This window comes from Deinococcus betulae (assembly GCF_020166395.1).
In the GTDB taxonomy this organism is placed as follows: Bacteria; Deinococcota; Deinococci; order Deinococcales; family Deinococcaceae; genus Deinococcus; species Deinococcus betulae.
The window spans coordinates 13,725-31,840 of sequence record NZ_JAIQXU010000027.1; the positions used below are offsets into that span (position 1 = coordinate 13,725).

15 protein-coding genes and 2 tRNA genes are annotated in these 18,116 nt (G+C 66.9%); 9 read left to right on the forward strand and 8 right to left on the reverse strand.

Annotated features, from left to right (window positions below; translation table 11 throughout):
• Positions 1-286: 286 nt before the first annotated feature.
• The 5 genes from K7W42_RS17405 (at position 287) to K7W42_RS17425 (ending at position 2,785) form a co-directional block, all read left to right on the forward strand.
• A complete protein-coding gene (locus tag K7W42_RS17405) occupies positions 287-961 on the forward strand; it encodes a TrmB family transcriptional regulator (protein ID WP_224576199.1) in 675 nt (224 codons plus the stop codon).
• A 71-nt stretch (positions 962-1,032) separates the two neighbouring features.
• Positions 1,033-1,108 (forward strand) — tRNA-Ala (locus K7W42_RS17410).
• A 31-nt stretch (positions 1,109-1,139) separates the two neighbouring features.
• Positions 1,140-1,216 (forward strand) — tRNA-Met (locus tag K7W42_RS17415).
• Between the two features lie 266 nt (positions 1,217-1,482).
• A complete protein-coding gene (gene ygfZ / locus K7W42_RS17420; RefSeq protein WP_224576201.1) occupies positions 1,483-2,352 on the forward strand; it encodes a CAF17-like 4Fe-4S cluster assembly/insertion protein YgfZ in 870 nt (289 codons plus the stop codon).
• A complete protein-coding gene (locus K7W42_RS17425; protein WP_224576202.1) occupies positions 2,345-2,785 on the forward strand; it encodes a hypothetical protein in 441 nt (146 codons plus the stop codon). Before ygfZ ends, K7W42_RS17425 begins: the two co-directional genes overlap by 8 nt.
• A gap of 232 nt (positions 2,786-3,017) precedes the next feature.
• Here the strand turns inward: K7W42_RS17425 and K7W42_RS17430 are convergent, their stop codons facing one another.
• The 3 genes from K7W42_RS17430 to K7W42_RS17440 form a co-directional block, all read right to left on the reverse strand.
• The gene (locus K7W42_RS17430; protein ID WP_157457316.1) at positions 3,018-4,043 is read right to left on the reverse strand and encodes an ABC transporter permease; all 1,026 of its coding nucleotides are present in this window, start codon (positions 4,041-4,043) and stop codon (positions 3,018-3,020) included.
• 31 nt (positions 4,044-4,074) lie between these two features.
• A complete protein-coding gene (locus K7W42_RS17435; RefSeq protein WP_157457315.1) occupies positions 4,075-5,097 on the reverse strand; it encodes an ABC transporter permease in 1,023 nt (340 codons plus the stop codon).
• 373 nt (positions 5,098-5,470) lie between these two features.
• A complete protein-coding gene (locus K7W42_RS17440) occupies positions 5,471-7,189 on the reverse strand; it encodes an ABC transporter substrate-binding protein (RefSeq protein WP_157457314.1) in 1,719 nt (572 codons plus the stop codon).
• A 399-nt stretch (positions 7,190-7,588) separates the two neighbouring features.
• Between K7W42_RS17440 and K7W42_RS17445 the strand changes: the two genes are divergently transcribed.
• Positions 7,589-8,608, forward strand: coding sequence for a D-alanine--D-alanine ligase family protein (locus K7W42_RS17445; RefSeq protein WP_224576204.1), 1,020 nt, complete (start codon positions 7,589-7,591; stop codon positions 8,606-8,608).
• 343 nt (positions 8,609-8,951) lie between these two features.
• On the opposite strand, the gene K7W42_RS17450 is transcribed toward K7W42_RS17445, so the two are convergent.
• The 5 genes from K7W42_RS17450 to K7W42_RS17470 all read right to left on the reverse strand — a co-directional run bounded on the left by K7W42_RS17450 (position 8,952) and on the right by K7W42_RS17470 (position 13,823).
• Positions 8,952-9,542 carry an antibiotic biosynthesis monooxygenase gene (locus K7W42_RS17450; RefSeq protein ID WP_224576206.1) on the reverse strand — a complete coding sequence of 197 codons (591 nt, stop codon included), beginning with the start codon at positions 9,540-9,542 and terminating at the stop codon, positions 8,952-8,954.
• Positions 9,539-10,432: a drug/metabolite exporter YedA gene (gene yedA, locus K7W42_RS17455; RefSeq protein ID WP_224576207.1), complete on the reverse strand. Its 894-nt coding sequence runs from the start codon at positions 10,430-10,432 to the stop codon at positions 9,539-9,541. The genes K7W42_RS17450 and yedA overlap by 4 nt, the downstream gene beginning before the upstream one ends.
• Positions 10,429-11,775 carry a histidinol dehydrogenase gene (hisD, locus tag K7W42_RS17460; RefSeq protein ID WP_224576209.1) on the reverse strand — a complete coding sequence of 449 codons (1,347 nt, stop codon included), beginning with the start codon at positions 11,773-11,775 and terminating at the stop codon, positions 10,429-10,431. Before hisD ends, yedA begins: the two co-directional genes overlap by 4 nt.
• Positions 11,776-12,033: 258 nt before the next feature.
• Positions 12,034-12,528, reverse strand: coding sequence for a hypothetical protein (locus K7W42_RS17465; RefSeq protein WP_369411382.1), 495 nt, complete (start codon positions 12,526-12,528; stop codon positions 12,034-12,036).
• A gap of 119 nt (positions 12,529-12,647) precedes the next feature.
• Positions 12,648-13,823 (reverse strand): phosphopentomutase, encoded by a 1,176-nt coding sequence (locus tag K7W42_RS17470; RefSeq protein ID WP_224576210.1) that lies wholly within the window; start codon positions 13,821-13,823, stop codon positions 12,648-12,650.
• A 244-nt stretch (positions 13,824-14,067) separates the two neighbouring features.
• On the opposite strand from K7W42_RS17470, the gene lptB reads away from it, so the two are divergent.
• The 3 genes from lptB to K7W42_RS17485 all read left to right on the forward strand — a co-directional run bounded on the left by lptB (position 14,068) and on the right by K7W42_RS17485 (position 18,100).
• A complete protein-coding gene (lptB, locus tag K7W42_RS17475; protein ID WP_224576211.1) occupies positions 14,068-14,856 on the forward strand; it encodes an LPS export ABC transporter ATP-binding protein in 789 nt (262 codons plus the stop codon).
• 12 nt (positions 14,857-14,868) lie between these two features.
• On the forward strand, positions 14,869-16,623 hold the full coding sequence (locus K7W42_RS17480) for a DUF3084 domain-containing protein (protein WP_224576212.1): 1,755 nt from the start codon (positions 14,869-14,871) through the stop codon (positions 16,621-16,623).
• 277 nt (positions 16,624-16,900) lie between these two features.
• On the forward strand, positions 16,901-18,100 hold the full coding sequence (locus K7W42_RS17485; protein ID WP_224576213.1) for an ABC transporter substrate-binding protein: 1,200 nt from the start codon (positions 16,901-16,903) through the stop codon (positions 18,098-18,100).
• Positions 18,101-18,116: the final 16 nt, after the last annotated feature.

Below are 18,116 nucleotides of genomic sequence, written 5' to 3' on the forward strand. Positions count from 1 at the left end.
AACCTGAGGAAGGGTGGTGTGTGCCAGCTGCTGCACAAGCCTTTTGAATCTTGCCGTTTCCCCACATCTTCGGGCGCAGGGCGTTTCAGAGCCAGGCCTTGACGGGTGGGATCAAAAATTTTGCTGTGAAGATGTTTCGCGGCCTTTTGGCGGGGACATGGTCAAAGTAAAGGTCGTTCAGCTGTGGCAACTGGCCACCGCATGACGAGAGCGGCACAGGCCGTCCTGACCGTGCTAGGCCTCTGCGGCGTTCCGTCGCGCCCCCCATCCCGTATGCTGGGAGGCAATGAGCGCCGTGATTCACCTGCAAGCGCTCGGGCTGACCGAATACGAGGCCCGTGCCTACACCGCCCTGCTGGCCCTGGGGCGCGCGGTGCCGGCCCGCGTTGCGCGCCAGGCCGGCATTCCCCGACCCAAAATCTACGAAACCCTCGAACGCCTGGAAGGCCGGGGCCTGGCCGCCAAGGTGGGGCAGAACCCCCTGGAATACGCGCCGCTCAGTGCCCGCGAGTACCTGGCCCGCGCCCGGCGGTCCTTTGACGACCGGCTGGGGGCCCTGGACCGTGACCTCTCGCGCCTGGCCCCCGACCCCGCCCCCGAAGCGGTGTATCACCTGTACGGCGAGGCGGCCATTCGCAGCCTCTGTGAAGACCTGACCCTGAACGCACGGCGCAGCCTGTACATGGCCGGTGAGGCCACGCTAGCCGACCGTCTGGAGCGCCTGAGCCCCAGAGGCGTCACGTTGCGCCGCGCCGAGCTGGCGGGCCTGCCCAGTATCGCGGCGCCGGGGCAGCGCGCCTTCCTGCTGGCCCGCGACGGCGAGGCCGCCCTGATCGCCCACTTTATCGAGGAAGGCGGCGCGGGCGAGGCGCACGGGGTCCATACCCATAACCCGGTGATCATTCACCTGATTGAGGGCTACGTGCAGCTCAGCGCCCAGCAGCGCGTGGCCCCCGCCTGAATTTGGTGTTGACAGCCTGGGGGGGCGCTGTTAATCTATCTGAGCCTCAAACGAGGCCAACAGAACAACCTGGGGCTGTGGCGCAGTTGGGAGCGCGTCTGAATGGCATTCAGAAGGTCAGGGGTTCGAATCCCCTCAGCTCCACCAAGAGGCCCCGCTGCAAGCGGGGTTTTTTCAAGGCGATGTAGCTCAGCTGGTTAGAGCGAACGACTCATAATCGTTAGGTCCCCGGTTCAAGTCCGGGCATCGCCACCACAGAAAAGAATCCTCGTCCTAGACGGGGATTTTTCTTTTGACCTCAGTTGGAGAGCTTGATCTAGCGGATGGAGTGCTTAGCAGGCGTCGTTCGCTCTGAAAGTGCTGAGCGGCATTTCACTGAGCCGAGCATAAATAAGCACTCCCATTCCTGGCATGCCCGGAGGGCGGTAAGGTCAGGCGGCCAACCAGGAAGTCCCGCCTTCTCCGGCCACTTGCGAGTCGCCTCGCAGACCTGCGGGCCGCCTTGGCTTACCCTGGGCCTCATGTGGACCCGAATTCCTTCCAGCAGTCTGCGCGTCACGGGCGCGGACCGCGTGGATTTTGTGCATGGTCAGATGACCAACAACCTGCGCGCCGCGCCCACGCCGGGCCTGGTGGCCTGCGCGTTTCTGAATGTGCGCGGCCAGATTGAGCAGTTTGCGCGCGTCTATCGCCGTGAACAGGACGTCTACATTCATCTGGACGAGGGGCAGGCGGACGCCCTGGCCGCGCGGCTCCGGCGCTATATCGTGTTTGATCAGGTAGAGATTCAGGACACCTCTGCTGACCTCAGGACGGTGCATGTCTGGCAGGCAGTGGACGTCCCCAGCTGGGACCTGGCCGGCGGTGAGGCGCAGTTGCTGGCCCTGGACGGCGCGGCCGTCCTGGCTGGGCGCGTGAACCGCACCGGCACACCTGGCCTGGACCTGCATTACCTGGCGCGTGAAGAGGCGGCCGTCCTGGCGGCGTTGCCGGGGTCGGAGCGGCCTCTGGAGGACCTGGACGCAGCGCGCGTGACGGCTGGGCTGCCTGACATCACCCGCGACGCCCTGGAAGGCACCCTGCCGCAGGAGGTTGGGCTGGACCTGAGCGGCCCCCTCCCAGCCATCAGCTACCGCAAGGGGTGTTACGTGGGGCAGGAGATCATGGCGCGCCTGGAGGCGCGGGGCAATGCCCGCTATCACCTGGCCCGTCTGGAGGGGGCGGGCCCATGGCCGGCTGGCAGCGAGGTCACTCACGAAGGCCGGGTGGTGGGGCAGGCTGGGCTGCATGCCGGGCCAGGCAGCGTGACCCGGATTCGCAAGGACCTGCCACAGGGCGCGGCGGTGGAGGTGGCTGGGCAGGCCGCCACGCTGCACCTGACCCATGCTTGAACAGTTTGGGCAGGACCTGAAGACCGGGAGCCGCGCGGGACTTCTTCGGGCGGCGCGCCGCGCCTACCTGCTGGCGCTGCTGGTACTGGCAGTGCCCAGTGTGGGAGTGGGCGCGGCGCAGTGGCTGAGTGGCCAGTCGGAGTTGCCGCTAGGAGCGGCTGTGGTGCTGGCAGGCCTGGCCGCCGGTCTGGGGCTGATGGCGTATCTACTGGCACGCCGCGCCGCCCAGAACACCCAGTGGCCCGCCCCTCAGGCGGCGCTGACAGGGGCCTTTCAGCTGGCTGGGGTGCCTGGCGTGCCGCTGCTGCTGGCCGGCGCCTTTGCTCCGGCCTGGGGTCTAGCCCTCTTCCTGCTGGTGCTGGCAGCGGGTGGACACCTGCTGGCCTGGGCTAGCCTCGACCGTTGGGTAAGAAGCCCCGCACAGGACGGGTAACCCGTTCACGCGCTTTGGAGAGTAGCGCCCTACCAGACAGCCAGGTCGGAGAGTCATCTGTGGCATATCGAAGCCGCCTCAACTTGTGGTGTGGGGTAGCTCTGGGCTCCGTTCTCAAGCCCTGAGGCCGAATCGTTGAGACAGCCTCGCGCACATTAAATGGGTGAATGCTACGTCCAAAAGAAGGGCGCCGCTTCCCCGTTGAAAGGAAGCGGCGCCTTGACTGTGTGCTTTAGCGGGACTTGGGATCGAGCGCGTCGCGCAGCCCGTCACCGAAGAGGTTGAAGGCCAGGCTGAACAGCACGATAAAGGCCGCTGGATACACCAGCACGTACCAGTATTCAGGCTTCAGCCACGCGCGTGCGAAGTCCACCAACTGGCCCCACTCCGAGTAACCCGGCTCAAAGCCCAGGCCAAGGAAAGACAGGCCCGCGATGGTCAGCGGCACCGTGGCCAGGTCTAGCACAGCGGTGGTAAAGACGGCCGCCACGCTGTTGGGCACCACGTGTTTCATGATCAGGCGGAAGTCGCGGGCGCCCAGGCTGCGGGCGGCGTCCACATACTCCAGCTGACGAGTCCGTAGCACCTCGCCGCGAATGAGGCGGGCGTAACCGGCCCAGCCTGCAATACAGAACGCCACGATCATGGGAATGGTGGGATCATAGACGCCCCCGCCGCTCAGGCGAGCACGCAAGATCGTCAGAATCACAACCGTCAAAATCAGCGGCGGCAGGGCAAACAGCACGTCGATAAAGCGCTGAATCAGGTTGTCAATCCAGCCGCCGTAGTAGCCGCTGATGGCCCCGATAATCACGCCGGTCAGCAGCGTGATCCCCACGATGATGAACGACAGTTTCAGGGCGGTGCGGGTGCCCCAGATCAGACCGTAAAAGATGTTGTAGCCGTTGACTGTGCCAAAGAGCGCATCCTGATTGGGGGCGGTGGGCTGCTGCTGAAAGCTCAGGCGCTCCGTCAGGTAACAGCTCTTGGGCGGTGCCAGAGTGGCCTGCCAGAAGGCGCCGCTTACTGGGCTAAAAATCTGGTTGCGTTCGGTGATGTTCAGGTCGCGCAGGCAATTGCTGCGGTCTTTGGGAACTGCAATCAGGGGCGCAAACAGAGCGATCAGGCCAAAGAGCAGCGTGATGATGAGCCCTGTGATCGCCAGGGGATTACGGCGCAGTTTCCGTACAGCGGGGCTGGTCCAGAACAGCTGCCAGCCGCTGCGGTTCTGGGCTTTGGGCGCGGCGACGGTGGTCATGCGGTTCTCCGGGGGAGGGGGAAATGGGGCATCAGTCAAACCTCACGCGCGGGTCAATCACGCCGTACAGAATGTCCACAATCGTACTCACGACCACCACGATGATGGCCGAGAGCATGGCAAAGCCCAGCACGGCGGCCAGGTCCACGCCCAGCGCCGCTTGCACCACCCACTGTCCCACCCCAGGGTAGGCAAAGATGGTTTCGGTAATCAGTGAACCGCTCAGCAGACCGATAATCAGAAAGCCGCCCAGCGTGACAATGCTCAGCAGGGCGTTGCGGCGGGCATGCTTGTTGTTGACCACGCGGCTCGACAGGCCCTTGGCCCGCGCCGTGCGCACAAAGTCACTGGTCAGCGCTTCAAGCATGTTGTTGCGCATCACTTTGATGATGCTGGCGCTCAGCACAATAATTAGGGTTACTGACGGCAAAACCAGGTGCTGCACCACGTCCCAGGCCACGTCCCAGCGGCCGTTGAGGGCAGCGTCCACCGAGAGCAGGCCGGTGTAACGCTGAATATCCGACAGCGCAAACTGATTCAGCACACTGACCTGCCCCGCGCCGGGCAACCAGCCCAGATAGGCGTAGAACACGGCCAGCAGCAGAATCCCCACCACGAAACTGGGGAGACTGTACCCCAGGACCACGAACACGCGCAGGGTCTGGTCAATCAGTTTGTCCTTGTGCAGGGCGCTCAGCGTGCCCAGCCAGATGCTCAGCAGCAAGATGGGAATGGCGGTGATAATCGTCAGCTCGATGGTGCGGGGCAGCCGCTCCTTGATGGTGACGATCACGTCCTGGCTGCTGGCTCTGGAATAGCCGAGGTCGCCTTTGAGAGTCGCGCTCAGCCAGCGCTGATACTGCACGGGAAAGGGGTCGCGCAGGCCGCGCTGCTCGATGATCTGTTCCAGGCGAGCGGCCTGCTGCTCGCTGCGGATGTACGGCGCGGCGCGCTGCTCGGGGGTCAGCAGCTGCGTCAGGCCGACAATCATCAGGGAGAGGACGAGCATCACCACAGGAATCTGGATGAGCCGCCTCACGATGAAATTCAACATGGGGGCCTCGGTGGGAAGTCTCCGGGCGCAGGTGCGGCGCACGCAGCAGCGGAGGAAAGAAAGGTGAACACAACAAGCCAGTGGGGTGGAACCGTTAATGTGGAATCCGCCCTCTAGCCTAGACCACAACCGGCGGCCTGCGCAAAGGTCAGGGGCAGCATGGTGGGACAAAGCGGCGCGGCTTCAGGCGGTCCTGGACGCCTTCCGGCGCTGTGCAAGCACCTTTTGGGGGCCTCAGGACAGGGCAGCCCACAAAGCCTTAAGAAACGCTCTGGGTCAGCTCTGGCGTGCGGAGCACAGCAAGCAGGGCAGCCTGCAGAGAGGCTGCCCTGTCTAGGACGCGGCGGGAAAGAGACGCGCCGCCGTCATGACCTTACTTCTTGCTCAGTTCCTTCCAGAAGGTCCCGGTGGCAAAGCTGATCATGGGGTTGAAGTTGGTGGCACCGGCACCCACCAGGGTGTCGCGGTAGAAGTTAAAGCCCACGCCTGCCGGAATCAGGATGTAAGGGGCCTGCTCGTAGGCCTTCTTGCCCACCAGGCTGTACAGGCGGTTACGCTCGGCCGTGTTGACCGTGCTGCGGGCCTGGTCCAGCCACTTGTCCACCTGGGCGTCTTTCCAGTTGTTGCGGGGGTAGTAGTACCCGTTGCTGGAGTAGAAGGTGTACATGAAGTTGTCAGGGTCAGCGTAGTCAGGCGCCCAGCCGATGATGATCATGGCTTCCTTACCCGTCTTGGAGTCGGCCAGCATTTCGCTCCAGGGCTTGGCGGTGATGTTCACCTTGAACTTGGGGTTCATGCTTTCGATGTTGCGCTTCAGGATTTCCATGGCGGTCTGAGCAGCCACGGCACCGGCGCGGTAGTTGGCGTTCAGCACGAAGCCGTTCTTCCACAGCTGGCCGCCCCAGGCGCGCTTGAAGTAGGTTTCGGCCTGCTTGGCGTCAAACTTGTAGGTGCTGACCTTGCTGTCGTAGCCGGGGAAGGTGTCGGGGAGCAGCATGGTGCGCTGCTTGCCCTTACCGTTTTGCACGTCGTTGATGTACTGCGTGTAGTTAAACGCGTAGCTGAAGCCGCGGCGCACGTTGGCGTCCTTGAAGAAGTTGGCGGGAATGCCCTTGCCGTCCAGCTTGCCGCTGCCCAGCGCGGTGGACGCCTTGATGTTCTGGTTCATGAAGATGGCGGTGGCGCCGGTGTTGGGGAGGTTTTCCACCCAGGTCACGCCGGGCTTGCCCTTGATCTGCTCTTCGTCCACGGCGCGCCCGCCGCCTTCGATGATGTCAGCGTCGCCGCGCAGGAAGGCCTGCTGACGGGCCGCCAGTTCGCCGACCTTCTGGATGATCACGTTCTTGATGGCCGGCTTCTTGCCCCAGTAGCCGTCAAACGCGGTGGCCAGGAAGGCGTTGGCGTCCTTGCGCACGAACTTGTAGGCGCCGGTGCCGCTGGGCTGCTTGCTGAGGTTGGAGTTGGTCAGGTCCTTGCCCACCCAGTTGGCCATATCGGCGCTGGTGCCCTTCCACTCGCCAATCTTGATGGCGTGGTCGCGGTCCACGATGCTCTGGCCAGTGTAGGCCAGCTTGGCCAGGAAGGCGGGGTCAACGCTGGGCAGGGTGAAGACCAGCTGGCCGGCGTTGTTGCACTCCACGGCCTTGTCGATGCGGGCCCAGGTGATGGTCTTGTCGTCAGCAGCGTTGGCGCCCGTGCCCAGCAGGGACTCGCTGATAAACCAGTTGCCGGACTCGGGGCTGTTGGTCACCAGGTTGCGCTCGAAGGTGTATTCGGCGTCGGCGCAGTCAAAGGCGTTGCCGCTGTGGAACTTGACGTTCTTGCGCAGATCGAAGGTGTAGGTCTTGCCGCCGTTGCTGATGGTCCACTTGGTGGCCAGCAGGGGCTCGAGCTTGGTCAGGCTGGCCCCGCTGTAGGTCAGCAGGGTTTCGTACATGTTTTCCACGACGGCGCCCGAGGCGGTGTCGTAGGTCACGCCGGGGTCCATGGTGGGGATATCGGCGCCCACCTGCTCCACGAGGGTGTCCTTGGGAGCAACGGCCAGCGCGGTGGTCAGGGCAAGCAGGGCGGTCAGTGCAGCAAATTTCTTCATTAGGCCTCCGGGGGCTGTTCTGACAGGCAACGCGAATTTCAGGTGTAGCGGTGTGAGCCTCGCGCGGCGCTGTCTAGTGGGTTGAATCGCCGCGCATCATAGCGCAGCACATTTGGGGTTGGTGTGATGTCCGTCCCTGTTAGACTCTACCTGCTGCTGGTGAGATTTTTGCCGACTGGAACGCAGTTTTTCTGGAGAGGCTGTATTGCCAAGCAGTCCGCCCGCTGGGGGTAAATGGGGGAGAAGCGAGGTAGAGAGAAGGTGACTGACATCTGGAGCGGAGAGGGGCTGTCTGCCCAGGGAGCAGCAGAAGCGGGGTGAAGGCCGTTCTGGAGGCCTCCAGGCTGCCTGAGGTTGCCCCGCGCCGCGGGCTGGCAGCCCCATGACATACTGCGCCGCGTGAAGAAGCGCATTCTGCTGCTGGCTGGCGGCCAGTCCGGTGAACACGAGGTCAGCCTCCTGAGTGCCCGCAGCGTGTTGGCGGCCCTGCCGCGCGACCAGTTCGACGTGACGCCTGTGGTCATCAGTAAGCAGGGGCGCTGGCTGCCCCCCACCGAAACCGTGCGCGCCCTGCAAGACGGGGCGGCCCTCACCGGCGGCGACCTCGTGCTGCACCGCGCCGCCAGTGCCGAGGGCTACGACGCCGTCTTTCCGCTGCTACACGGGCCAATGGGTGAGGACGGCACCGTGCAGGGCCTGCTGACGCTGGCCGGTATTCCCTTTGTGGGCAGCGGCGTGCTGGGCAGCGCCGTCAGCATGGACAAGGTGATGACCAAGCAGGTGCTGGCTTCGGTGGGGATTGCCCAGGTGGCCTGGCGCCTGGCGGTGCGCCGCGAGTGGCAGCAGCATCCCGACAGCGTGCGGGCTCGCGCTGCCGACCTGGGTTACCCCCTCTTTGTCAAGCCGGCCAACCTGGGGTCCAGCGTGGGCATCAGCAAGGTGGGGACGCCCGCCGAGCTGGACGGCGCCCTGAATCTGGCGTTTGGCCTGGACCGCCGCGTGATTCTGGAGGCCATGACCACGCACCGCCCCCGCGAAATAGAGGTTGGGATTCTGGGCAACGACGCGCCCATTGCCAGCCCAGTCGGCGAACTGCGCTTTGAGGCCGAGTTCTACGACTACGAAACCAAATACACCGAGGGCCGCGCCACCATGCACATCCCGGCGCCCCTCCCCCCTGAGGTGGCCGAGCAGGTCCGCACCACCGCCCTGCAAGCCTTCCGCGCTCTGGATTGCGCGGGCCTGGCGCGGGTGGACTTCTTTTATATCGAGCAGACCGGTGAACTGCTGCTGAATGAGGTCAACACCATGCCCGGCTTTACCACCACCAGCATGTATCCCAAGCTGTTTGAGGCCGCCGGCCTGAGCTACAGCGAACTCGTCACGCGGCTGGTGGGGCTGGCGCTGGAAGAAAGGTAATCCGGGGTGAGCTGTGAGGCGAGCCAGTGCCCCGGCAAAAGGCCAGCTCACTGCCGGGATGAAGGCCTTGTGGACGGAGGGTTCCCTGTCCTGTCAGGGGACGGAACGAGAGGTATGCCTCATGCCCGCATGCCGTTGTACTCCGCCTCGCTCTGCGGTGCCGCTCTGTCAGTTGGGCCTTTCTACAACTACGGCGAGGCTCTCCTCTCAGGCCTTCCCAAGAGAATCAAAGGCAGTCGGAAGTTGCTGAGAACCTCCCGTGCAGCCTCATCCCTTTCGGCACAGCCGCCTTTTCCCGAACCGGCTAACCAGAAAAGCCGAAAAGTGGAGGCATCTCTCCTCCCTACATCTTTCTGAGCCACCCTGCAGCCCAGCGCGTCACGGCGGGCATCACCAGATAGGTCATGGAGAGCACGACCACCACCATTTGCGGCAGGGCGCGCAGGGGCGTGGGCCAGTGGCCCAGCCAGGGGCGCAGGGCCTCGCCGAACAGCCAGCCGGTGCTCAGGCTCACGGGGTACAGGGCGGCCAGGGTCAGCAGGGCCATCTTCCAGCGGGGCGGCTGGCGCAGTTGGGGCGCGGCCGGCGGGGTAAACCAGAAGTCGAGGCCCGGCTGCTTTTCAAAACTGACCTGTTCGTCCACCAGCGGCGTCACGCGCGCCAGCCAGGCCGCCCGCTCGGGCGAGAGTTCCCAGGCGGCGGCGCTCGTCAGCGAATCGAAACGGGCCAGCAGCGTGTATTCGTGTTCGCCCGGTGCAGGCCGAATTACCCCGACGCCCCGGTGACCGGGAATCCGGGACAGCAGCGCGTTGGCCTCGGTCAGCAGGGCCTCGTACTCGGGTTCAGAGCCGGGCCGGATGCGGCGCCGAATCACCAGGCTGATGGGGTCGGCCGGCTGATGCTCCTGAAACTGGAAGTCGAGGCTGGCGGTCACGGCGCCGCTTCGGCCTCGGGGCGCGGCCAGGCCACGAGCAGTACCCCGGCCAGAATGACGCCTAGGGCAACCCAGCCCAGGGGGCCCAGGCGTTCGCCGCCCAGCCCCACACCCAGCAGCACCGCCACCACTGGATTCACGTAGGCGTAACTGGTCGCCAGCGCCGGGCGGGTATGCGCCACCAGGTACATGTAAGCCGAGTAGGCCACCAGGCTGCCAAAGATGGTCAGGTACGTCAGGGCCCACAGGCTGGCCGCACTGGGCGTCCCCCAGCGTTCGCCTAGCAGCAGGCTGAGGCCCAACAGCACCCCGCCGCCCGTCAGCATCTCGGCGGCGCTGCCCATCAGGCCGGCGGGCAGGGGCAGGCGGCGCGACCACTGGCTGCCGAAGGTCCAGCACATCGGCGCCAGAATGAGCAGCAGGGCGGCCTGCGGCGTGGCGCGCAGTTCACCCAGATTCAGGAGGGCAATGCCCAGCAGGCCCACCCCGATGCCCAGCCACTCGCGCCCGCGCGTGCGCTCGCCCCACAGTCGGCCAAACAGGGCAGCGAACAGGGGAGACACCGCAATCACCAGCGCCGCCACACTGCTGCTGGCGTCGCGCTCGGCCAATGTGACCAGGCCAGTGCCGCCGCCCAGCAGCAGCGTCCCGACCAGGGCACTGGCGCCCCACTCGCGCGCCGTGGGCCAGGGCGCGCCGCGCAGGCGCAAGAAGGCCAGCAGCAGCGCCCCGGCCAGCACGAAGCGCACCGCCAGCATGCCCAGCGGGGGCAGGGTTTCGATGGCGACCTTGATGCCGAAATACGTGCTGCCCCACACCACGTACACCAGTCCCAGGCACACCAGCACCAGCGGTGTCAGGCCAGAGGCCCGCCGAGCGGCGGCGGTCATAGGGGGAGAAAGGCGCCCGGCGCGTCTTCCTGGGCGTTCAGACGGCTCTCGATGGCGCGGGCGTGGGCCTCCAGGCCCTCAGCGCGGGCCAGCAGCGCGCCTGCCGGGCCAATGCGGCGCAGCGTGTCCTCGGTCAAGCCCACCACCGAGATGATGGTCTGAAAGTCGCGCACATTAACTGGGCTCATGAAGCGGGCCGTACCCCCCGTGGGCATGACATGGCTAGGGCCCGCCACATAGTCCCCCAGCGCCTCCATGCTGGCTTCTCCCAGAAAGACGCCGCCCGCGCGCTGCACCCCTCCCAGCAGGCTCCAGGGGTCGCGGGTCAGCAGGCACAGGTGTTCGGGGGCGTACAGGTTGGAGAGCTCCAGTGCCTCCGCCAGCGATCCGGCCAGCACCACCTTCATGCGCGCCTGCACACTGTCGCGCGCCCAACTGCGGTTGGGTTCGGGCAGGGCCTCAAGCTGGCTGTTCAGCTCGGCCTGGACCCGCAGCAAGAGGTCGCGGCTGGTGGACACCAGCACCGGCTCGGCGCCGTTGTGTTCGGCCTGGGCCAGGAGGTCGGCGGCCACAAAGCGGGCGTCGGCACTGTCGTCAGCCACCACCAGCGTCTCGGTGGGGCCAGGCAGGCTCTCGATGCCCGCCATGCCGTACACCATGCGCTTGGCAATGACCACAAACAGGTTGCCCGGCCCGGCAATCTTGTCCACAGCGGCGATGCTGGCAGTGCCGTAGGCCAGCGCCCCGATGGCCTGCGCGCCGCCGACCTTGTACAGCTGGGTCAGACCCAGTTCGCGCGCCGCCACCAGAATGGCGGGGTGAATGCGGCCCTCCCGGTCGGGTGGGGTGGTCACCACGATGTCCCGCACGCCCGCCACCTGTGCGGGCACGGCGGTATGAATCAGGGTGCTGATGAGGGGAGCCAGGCCGCCTGGAACATAGACCCCCACCCGGCCCAGTGGCCGCACCAGCTGGCCCAGCGCGCCGTCCAGGCCGTGGTTCAGGAAGCCGTGGGCGGGCTGCGCCTCATAAAAGGCCCGCACGCGGGCGATGGCCAGACGGATGGCGCTGTGCAGGGGGGCGTCCACCGCAGCGGCCGCCAGGTCCTCGGCCCTGACAGCCAGCTCTTCGGGGCGGTGGCCGTCCAGCCGCTCGGTCCAGTCGCGCAGCGCGTCGTCGCCGCGCGCGCGCACATCGGCCAGGAGGCGCTCCACGACCGCCTCGGGGCTCAGGGCCTCGCCAAAGGTGGCTTCGATGCGCCTCAGCACGGCGTCAGGAACGGGCAGGTCGTTAAAGGTGCGCGTCAGGGCACGCCGGGCATCTGGGCCTTGCAGCACTTGCATGGAAACTCCGTAAGGGGGCGCGGGAGGCGGGAAGTGGTGCGCGGGCACAGACCACGCGCGGGGGCGTCTCAGTCTGCGCGCTTTGCGGGGTAGGGCGTCCGACTTGTGTGGATGGTGCTGGGAAAGCGGGTGAGGGCAATTCTCGGCAGGGTATGCCCGCAGGAAAGCAGGCTGGAGTCGCTTCTTGCAGGCCTGTCCGTCCTGCTGACTTGGCGCCACCTTCCCTACCTGGTCGTCTGGAGACCGGCGCCTCTGGGCTTACACCCTTCGCCGGCGGCGTTCGGGGGTCGGGCGGCGGGCCGCGCCCTGCGCGTTGGCCTCGACAGGGCCAAAGTCGGTGGGCTGAATCAGGCGCATCAGGCGCCAGGGCTCGTCCTGCTCGATATACACGTAAGCGTTGCCGGGACGCAGAAAATACCCGCTGCACGTCACGCCACCCAGCTCGGTGTCGGGCAGGCGCTGAATCAGCACGCGGCCGCCGGTCAGCTGGGCGTAGGTGCGCTCAGGGCCGCCGCCCTCCTGAGCGGTCAGCCAGCGCAGCCACAGCAGCAGACTGACCGGGTCGTGGTACTCAGTGGTCAGCGGGCTGGACGCCTCGTCGCGGCCCTGGCGCAGGTGAATCAGCCCGGCCTTGCGGTCAAAATTGACCTCGAAGCTGGGGCGGCCCCGGCCGTCGCCCTCGGCGTAGCCCAGGCTGCTGCGGTGGCGGGGGTGCAGGCGGCTGGTCTGCACCCGGCGGATTTCTGGCAGCACGCCGCCAAAGTCAGTCTGCACTCGCGCGGCAAATGCGCTGCGCTCCCCCTGGAGGGTCCAGTGCTGTTCTCCGGCGTAGCGCCCCCCCAGCGACAGGGTCAGGCTAAACGCCTCTGGGGTTAGCTCGGCCGCGTCCAGAAGCTCTCACCCGGCCCGGTCCAGTCAGCGCCCAGCGCCTCGGCCACGCTGGCGCCCAGGTCGGCGAAGGTGGCGCGCTCCCCCAGATTCACGCCGGCCCAGCCCGCGCGGTGCATGAGCAGCAAGCCGTGTTCGCGGGTGTGGTCGCTGCCGTGCCAGGTGGGGTCGTTGCCGTGGTCGCTGGTGATGATGAGGGCGCCGCCCTCTGGCACCGCTGCCAGCAGGTCCGGCAACGCGGCGTCCAACTGCGCCAGGCAGGCGCTATACCCAGCCGGGTCGCGGCGGTGGCCATACTTGCTGTCAAAGTCCACGAGGTTGGTAAAAATCAGGCCCGAGGTGCCGTCCTGCGCGGCCTGCTGCATGCGGGCCAGCGTCTTGGCGATGCCGTCGGCGTTGTCGTCGGTATGAATCTCCTCGGTAAAGCCCCGGTGCGCGTAGATATCGGGAATCTTGCCGATCCCCACGACCGCCTGTCCGGTGGCCTTGATGGCGTCCAGCACGGTGGGCGGCGGTACCAGGCTGAAATCCTTGCGGTGCTCGTTGGCGCGCTCAAAGGGAAACTCGCCCCGGAAGGGCCGGGCAATCACGCGCGCCACGGCGTATTCGCCCTGCAGGATGTCGCGGGCGGCCTGGCACCAGGCGTACAGGGTGTCCAGCGGCACCACGTCCTCGTGGGCGGCAATCTGGAACACGCTGTCTCCGCTGGTGTACACAATCGGCGCGCCTGTCGTCAGGTGCTCGGGGCCAAAGTCGCGGATGACATCCGTGCCGGAATAGGGGCGGTTACACAGGTGGCCTTTGCCGGTGGCGGCGTCAAACTGGTCCATGACGGCCGGCGGAAAGCCGTCCGGGAAAATCTGGAATGGGTACTGCAGCTGCACGCCCATGAATTCCCAGTGGCCCGTGCTGGTGTCCTTGCCGGGGCTGACCTCGCGCATGCGGCCGTACGCCCCCTGAGCCGGGACCGCCGGAATGGTGTCTGGGCCTGTCTCAATGGTGGGCACCTGGGCCAGCCCCAGCGCCGCCAGGTTGGGCAAGGCGGCGGGCGCCGCTTTCAGGGTGTGGTTGAGGGTGTGCGAGCCAGCGTCGCCAAACTGCTCGGCGTCGGGCAGTTCGCCGGCCCCCACAGAATCCAGCACGAGAATCGTCAGCAGCATGGGGTCAGTGTAGGCCAGCCGGGCACAAAGGGAGCGATTCAGAGGCGGAGGTCAGGGGCTGCGTGGGTCAGCTGGGCGGCCTGCCACTGCGGGTGCAGCCCCTCAACGCGCCCGCTCGGTTTTCTTGTCCAGCGCCCTCGTCTTCCTGGGCTTTTGACTGAACCGGTTCAGGTCCTGGCCCGCGCCTTTTTCTCCCACCAGACGCTCACGGGACGCGGCTGGGGCGCGTGCTACGCTGCCAGCTGTGACTGTTCCCGCTTCACCTGTGCCCGCCGCGCCTGGCCTGGGGGTGGCCCCAGGCGCCGCCCGCCCGGTGCTGCATGCCGAAGGCCTGAGCAAGACCTATGGCCGCCGCGCCGTGGTGCGGAATGTCAGCCTGCGCGTGGAACCCGGCGAGATTGTGGCGCTGTTCGGGCCCAACGGCGCCGGCAAGACCACGACCTTTTACATGCTGGTGGGCTTTATTCGCCCTGGCGGCGGCCGGATTGCGCTGGGTACGCGCGACGTGACCCGCCTGCCCATGCACGAGCGCGCCCGGCTGGGCCTGGGCTACCTGCCGCAGGAACCCAGCGCCTTTCGCAAACTGACCGCCCGTGACAACCTGCTGGCCATTCTGGAATACCAGGGCCTGCCGAGAAGTGAGCAGGAGGAGCGCGCCGACGCCCTGCTGGCTGAATTCGGCCTGACGCACCTAGCGGGCAGTTACGCCTACCAGTTGTCGGGCGGCGAGCGGCGGCGCCTGGAATTGGCGCGCGCCCTGACCACCGACCCGGATTACCTGCTGCTGGACGAGCCGTTTACGGGCGTAGACCCCAAAAGCATCCGCGAGATTCAGCGCCTGATCCGAGAACTGCGGGACCGCCGGGGCCTGGGCGTCTTTATCACCGACCACAACGTCCGCGAGACCATTGCCCTGACTGACCGCGTCTATCTGATGTACGACGGCGAAGTGAAGTTTGAAGGCACCCCGCAGTCGTTTGCGCAGGACCAGGACGCCCGGCAGCATTACCTGGGCGACGACTTCGAGCTGTAAGGAGAAGAAGCTGTGCTGTGGCTGTTTTTGCCGTTTGTGGTGGTGCTCTCCGGCGTGGTGGCCTACGCTGCCGACACCATTGCGCGCAAGGCTGGGCGCCGGCACCTGCGCTGGTTCGGGCTGCGGCCCAAGCAGACGGCGCTGGTGGTGGCGGTGCTGTCGGGCATGGGCATCAGTGCGGCGAGTCTGGCCGCGTTTTTGTTGCTCAACCGCTCGGCAGTGAACACCATTGCCCAGGCCGATCAGCTGCGCCCTCAGCTCGAGGCGCTGCGGCTGGACATCCGCGCGGCCCAGGCGGCCCAGCAGGCCGCCCAGCAGGCGCGTGACCAGGCCCAGCAGGAAGCCGCAAAATTGCGCGGGCAGCAGGAGACCGCCCAGAACGCCCTGGGCGCGGCGAGGGACGACCTGAGCGCCGCGCGGCGCGACCTGAACGCGGCCCGCGCCGCTGAGCAGACTCTGAAGACCCAGGCCACCGGCCTGCAGGCCCGCGTGAGTGCCCTGACGGCCACCCGCGAGCAGCTGGAAGCCCGCGCCGCCCAGAGCCGGGCCCAGTTGGCGCAGTCCGAGGCCGCCCTGAAGGCCAGTCAGACCCGCGCGCAGACCCTGGACGCCCAGGTGGTTGACCTCAATGCCCGCGTGGCCCTGGCTGAATATGAGGCGCAGGCCGCCCAGACCCGCGCCCAGGTGGCCCAGGCCGACGCCGAAGCGGCCCAGAGTGCCGCCGAGACCGCGCAGGCCCGCGCCGCGCAGACCCAGACGCAGGCCCGCGAGGCCCAGGCGCGTGCCCAGGGTCAGGCGCGCGCTGCACAGGCCGAGGCGCAGGCCGCCCAGACGCAGGCCCGCCAGGCCCAGGCTCAGGTACAGGCGCTGGAAGCCTCACGGCAGACGGCCAGTCAGGCGCTGACCCAGGCCAGCCGCAACCTGACCCAGGCCAGGGCCGACCTGGGGCGCGCGCAGACCCAGCAGAAAGACGCGCAGGCGGCCGTGACCCGCCTCACCACCGAGCGCGCCACCCTGCAGACCCAGCGCGATCAGGCGGCCCGCGAGGCGGCCAAAGTCCGCGCCGACCTCAAGACCTTGCAGGTGCAGCAGGCCGAGCTGAAAAACAGCAACGAGGCCCTGGGCCGCGACCTGGCCAAAGCCCGCGAGAGCCTGGGCAAGCTGCAAGACGAGTATTCCAGCAGCCGCGCCGAGCTGAGTGCCACCCGCAATACCGACCTGGCCTACCCCAAGAACGAACTGGTGTACGCGGCGGTCGTGCCCAGCGTGCGAAACCTCGACACCTTCTTGCAAGATGCCGGGCGCAGCGCCCTGGGCCGGGGCGCCCGGGGCACGCCCGCCGTGCGCCTGAGTGCGGGTGCCCGCAGCGCCCTGGAAACCAAGCTGCGTGGCCTGAACGTCAGCACCTTCGTGCAGTGCCGCGCCGCGCAGAACGCCGCCGCTGGCCTGCCAGTCGAACTCACCTGCGACGCCCGGCCCAACACCACCCTGTTCCGGAGCAACGAGATTATTCGCCGGGCTAGTGTGAGCCTGGGGGCCAGCCCCCGCGCCCTTCAGGAACAAATCAGTGACCTTGTGAAAGACGCCGTGCTGGACGTGACCTCGCGCGGGGTGCCCAGCGAATATGTGCAGGGCCTGGATGTCAACGAGTTTGTGGACCTGCTCACCCGCCTGAACAGCCGCAGTGGCACAGCCGTCGTAGGGATTGCCGCCCGCAGTGACGTCAAGCCCGGGAGCCGGGTGGACCTCTATCCCGTGCTGCCGTAAGAGGCAGGCCGCTGCTGGTGCCGTGGCAGGGGGCGCTCTGCCTCAGAGGCCAGTGCTACCACCTTTAGGCTGTTGAGTCAGTCTCTTTGCCCCTGATGCTTGACTTCGTTCTGGCAAGAAATCCGTGGAAGCGTGTGAAGTTGGGCTGCTCCTCGAGAGTACCGGCCATCATGCGCGACCAAGGCCTCTCTAGAGCGGACCGCCTCTCCCAGCCGCTCTCTCCCACAAAGAGCCCTGGCGTCCGTTTGGCGTCAGGCGGCCCCGGTATGCTGCCCACATGCGCCGCCTGGCCCTGACTGCTTTGCTTGCCCTGACCGCCGCCCCCGCCAGCGCCGCCCCTGTGCGCGTGGAGTTCTGGCACGCCATGACCGGCGTGCAGGGCACGGTGGCCACCTACGCCCGCGAATTCAATGCTGCTCAGGACACGTATGAGGTGGTCCCAGTGGCCCAGGGCAATTACCGCGAACTGCTGCCCAAGCTGCAGGCCGCCGCCGGCACCCCCAAAGCTCCGGCGCTGGTGCAGCTGGAATTCACGCAGTTTCCGGCGCTGGCCGCTGCTGGTCGCCTGACCGATCTCACCCGCGCCGCCGAGGCCCTGCCAGACGCCCTGCAAAACGATATTTACCCGGCGGTGTGGCGCACGGGCCAGCTGGGCGGGCGCACCTACGGCCTGCCGTGGAATGTCAGTGTGCCGGTCCTGCTGTACAACGCGGGCGCCCTGAAGCGGGCGGGCCTGAACGCCCCCGAAACCTGGGCGCAGTTAGAAGCGCAGTCCCGCACCCTGGCGACTGGGGGCCGGCGCCCGCTGGTGGCCGCCGCCGACGCCTGGACCTTTGAAGCCAATGTGCTGTCGCGCGGCGGCGCGCTTGTCAGCGGCAGTGCGCCGCGCCTGAACAGCCCGGACGCCGTGGAGGCCCTGACCCAGCTGGCCCGCATGAGCGCCGCTGGCCAGGCTCAGCCCCGCACCCTGAACGAGGCCACCCGCGCGGCCTTTGACTTTGCGCGTGGGCAGAATATCTTCGTGCTGGCCAGCGTGGCCAACTGGATCGACGCGCGCAAGCTGCCGTTTTTCAGCCTGGGCGTGGCGCCCTTTCCCTGCGAAAAGGAAGGGGCCTGCACCGTGCCGCTGGGCGGCGCGACCCTGGCGGTGCCGGCAGGTACCCCTGCGGGTGAACAGGCCGGCGCCCTGGCCTTCTGGCAATTTCTGATGCAGCCCGCCCGCCTGGCGAACTGGGTGCAGACTACGGCCTATGTGCCGCCCCGGCGCGCGGCTGGGCCACTGCTGGAGGACTGGTACGCCAGGAACCCGCAGCTCAAGGCTGCCCACGCCCAGATTGCCCGCGCCGTGCCGCGCCCTACCACGCCGGACTACGCGGGCTGGATTGCCCTGATGGAAGACGCCCTGCTCAAGGCCACCACCGGCAAATTAAGTGCGAAAGCGGCCCTGGACGAGGCCCAGACCCGCGCCGAAAAGTGAAGGCCCGCCGCGCTAA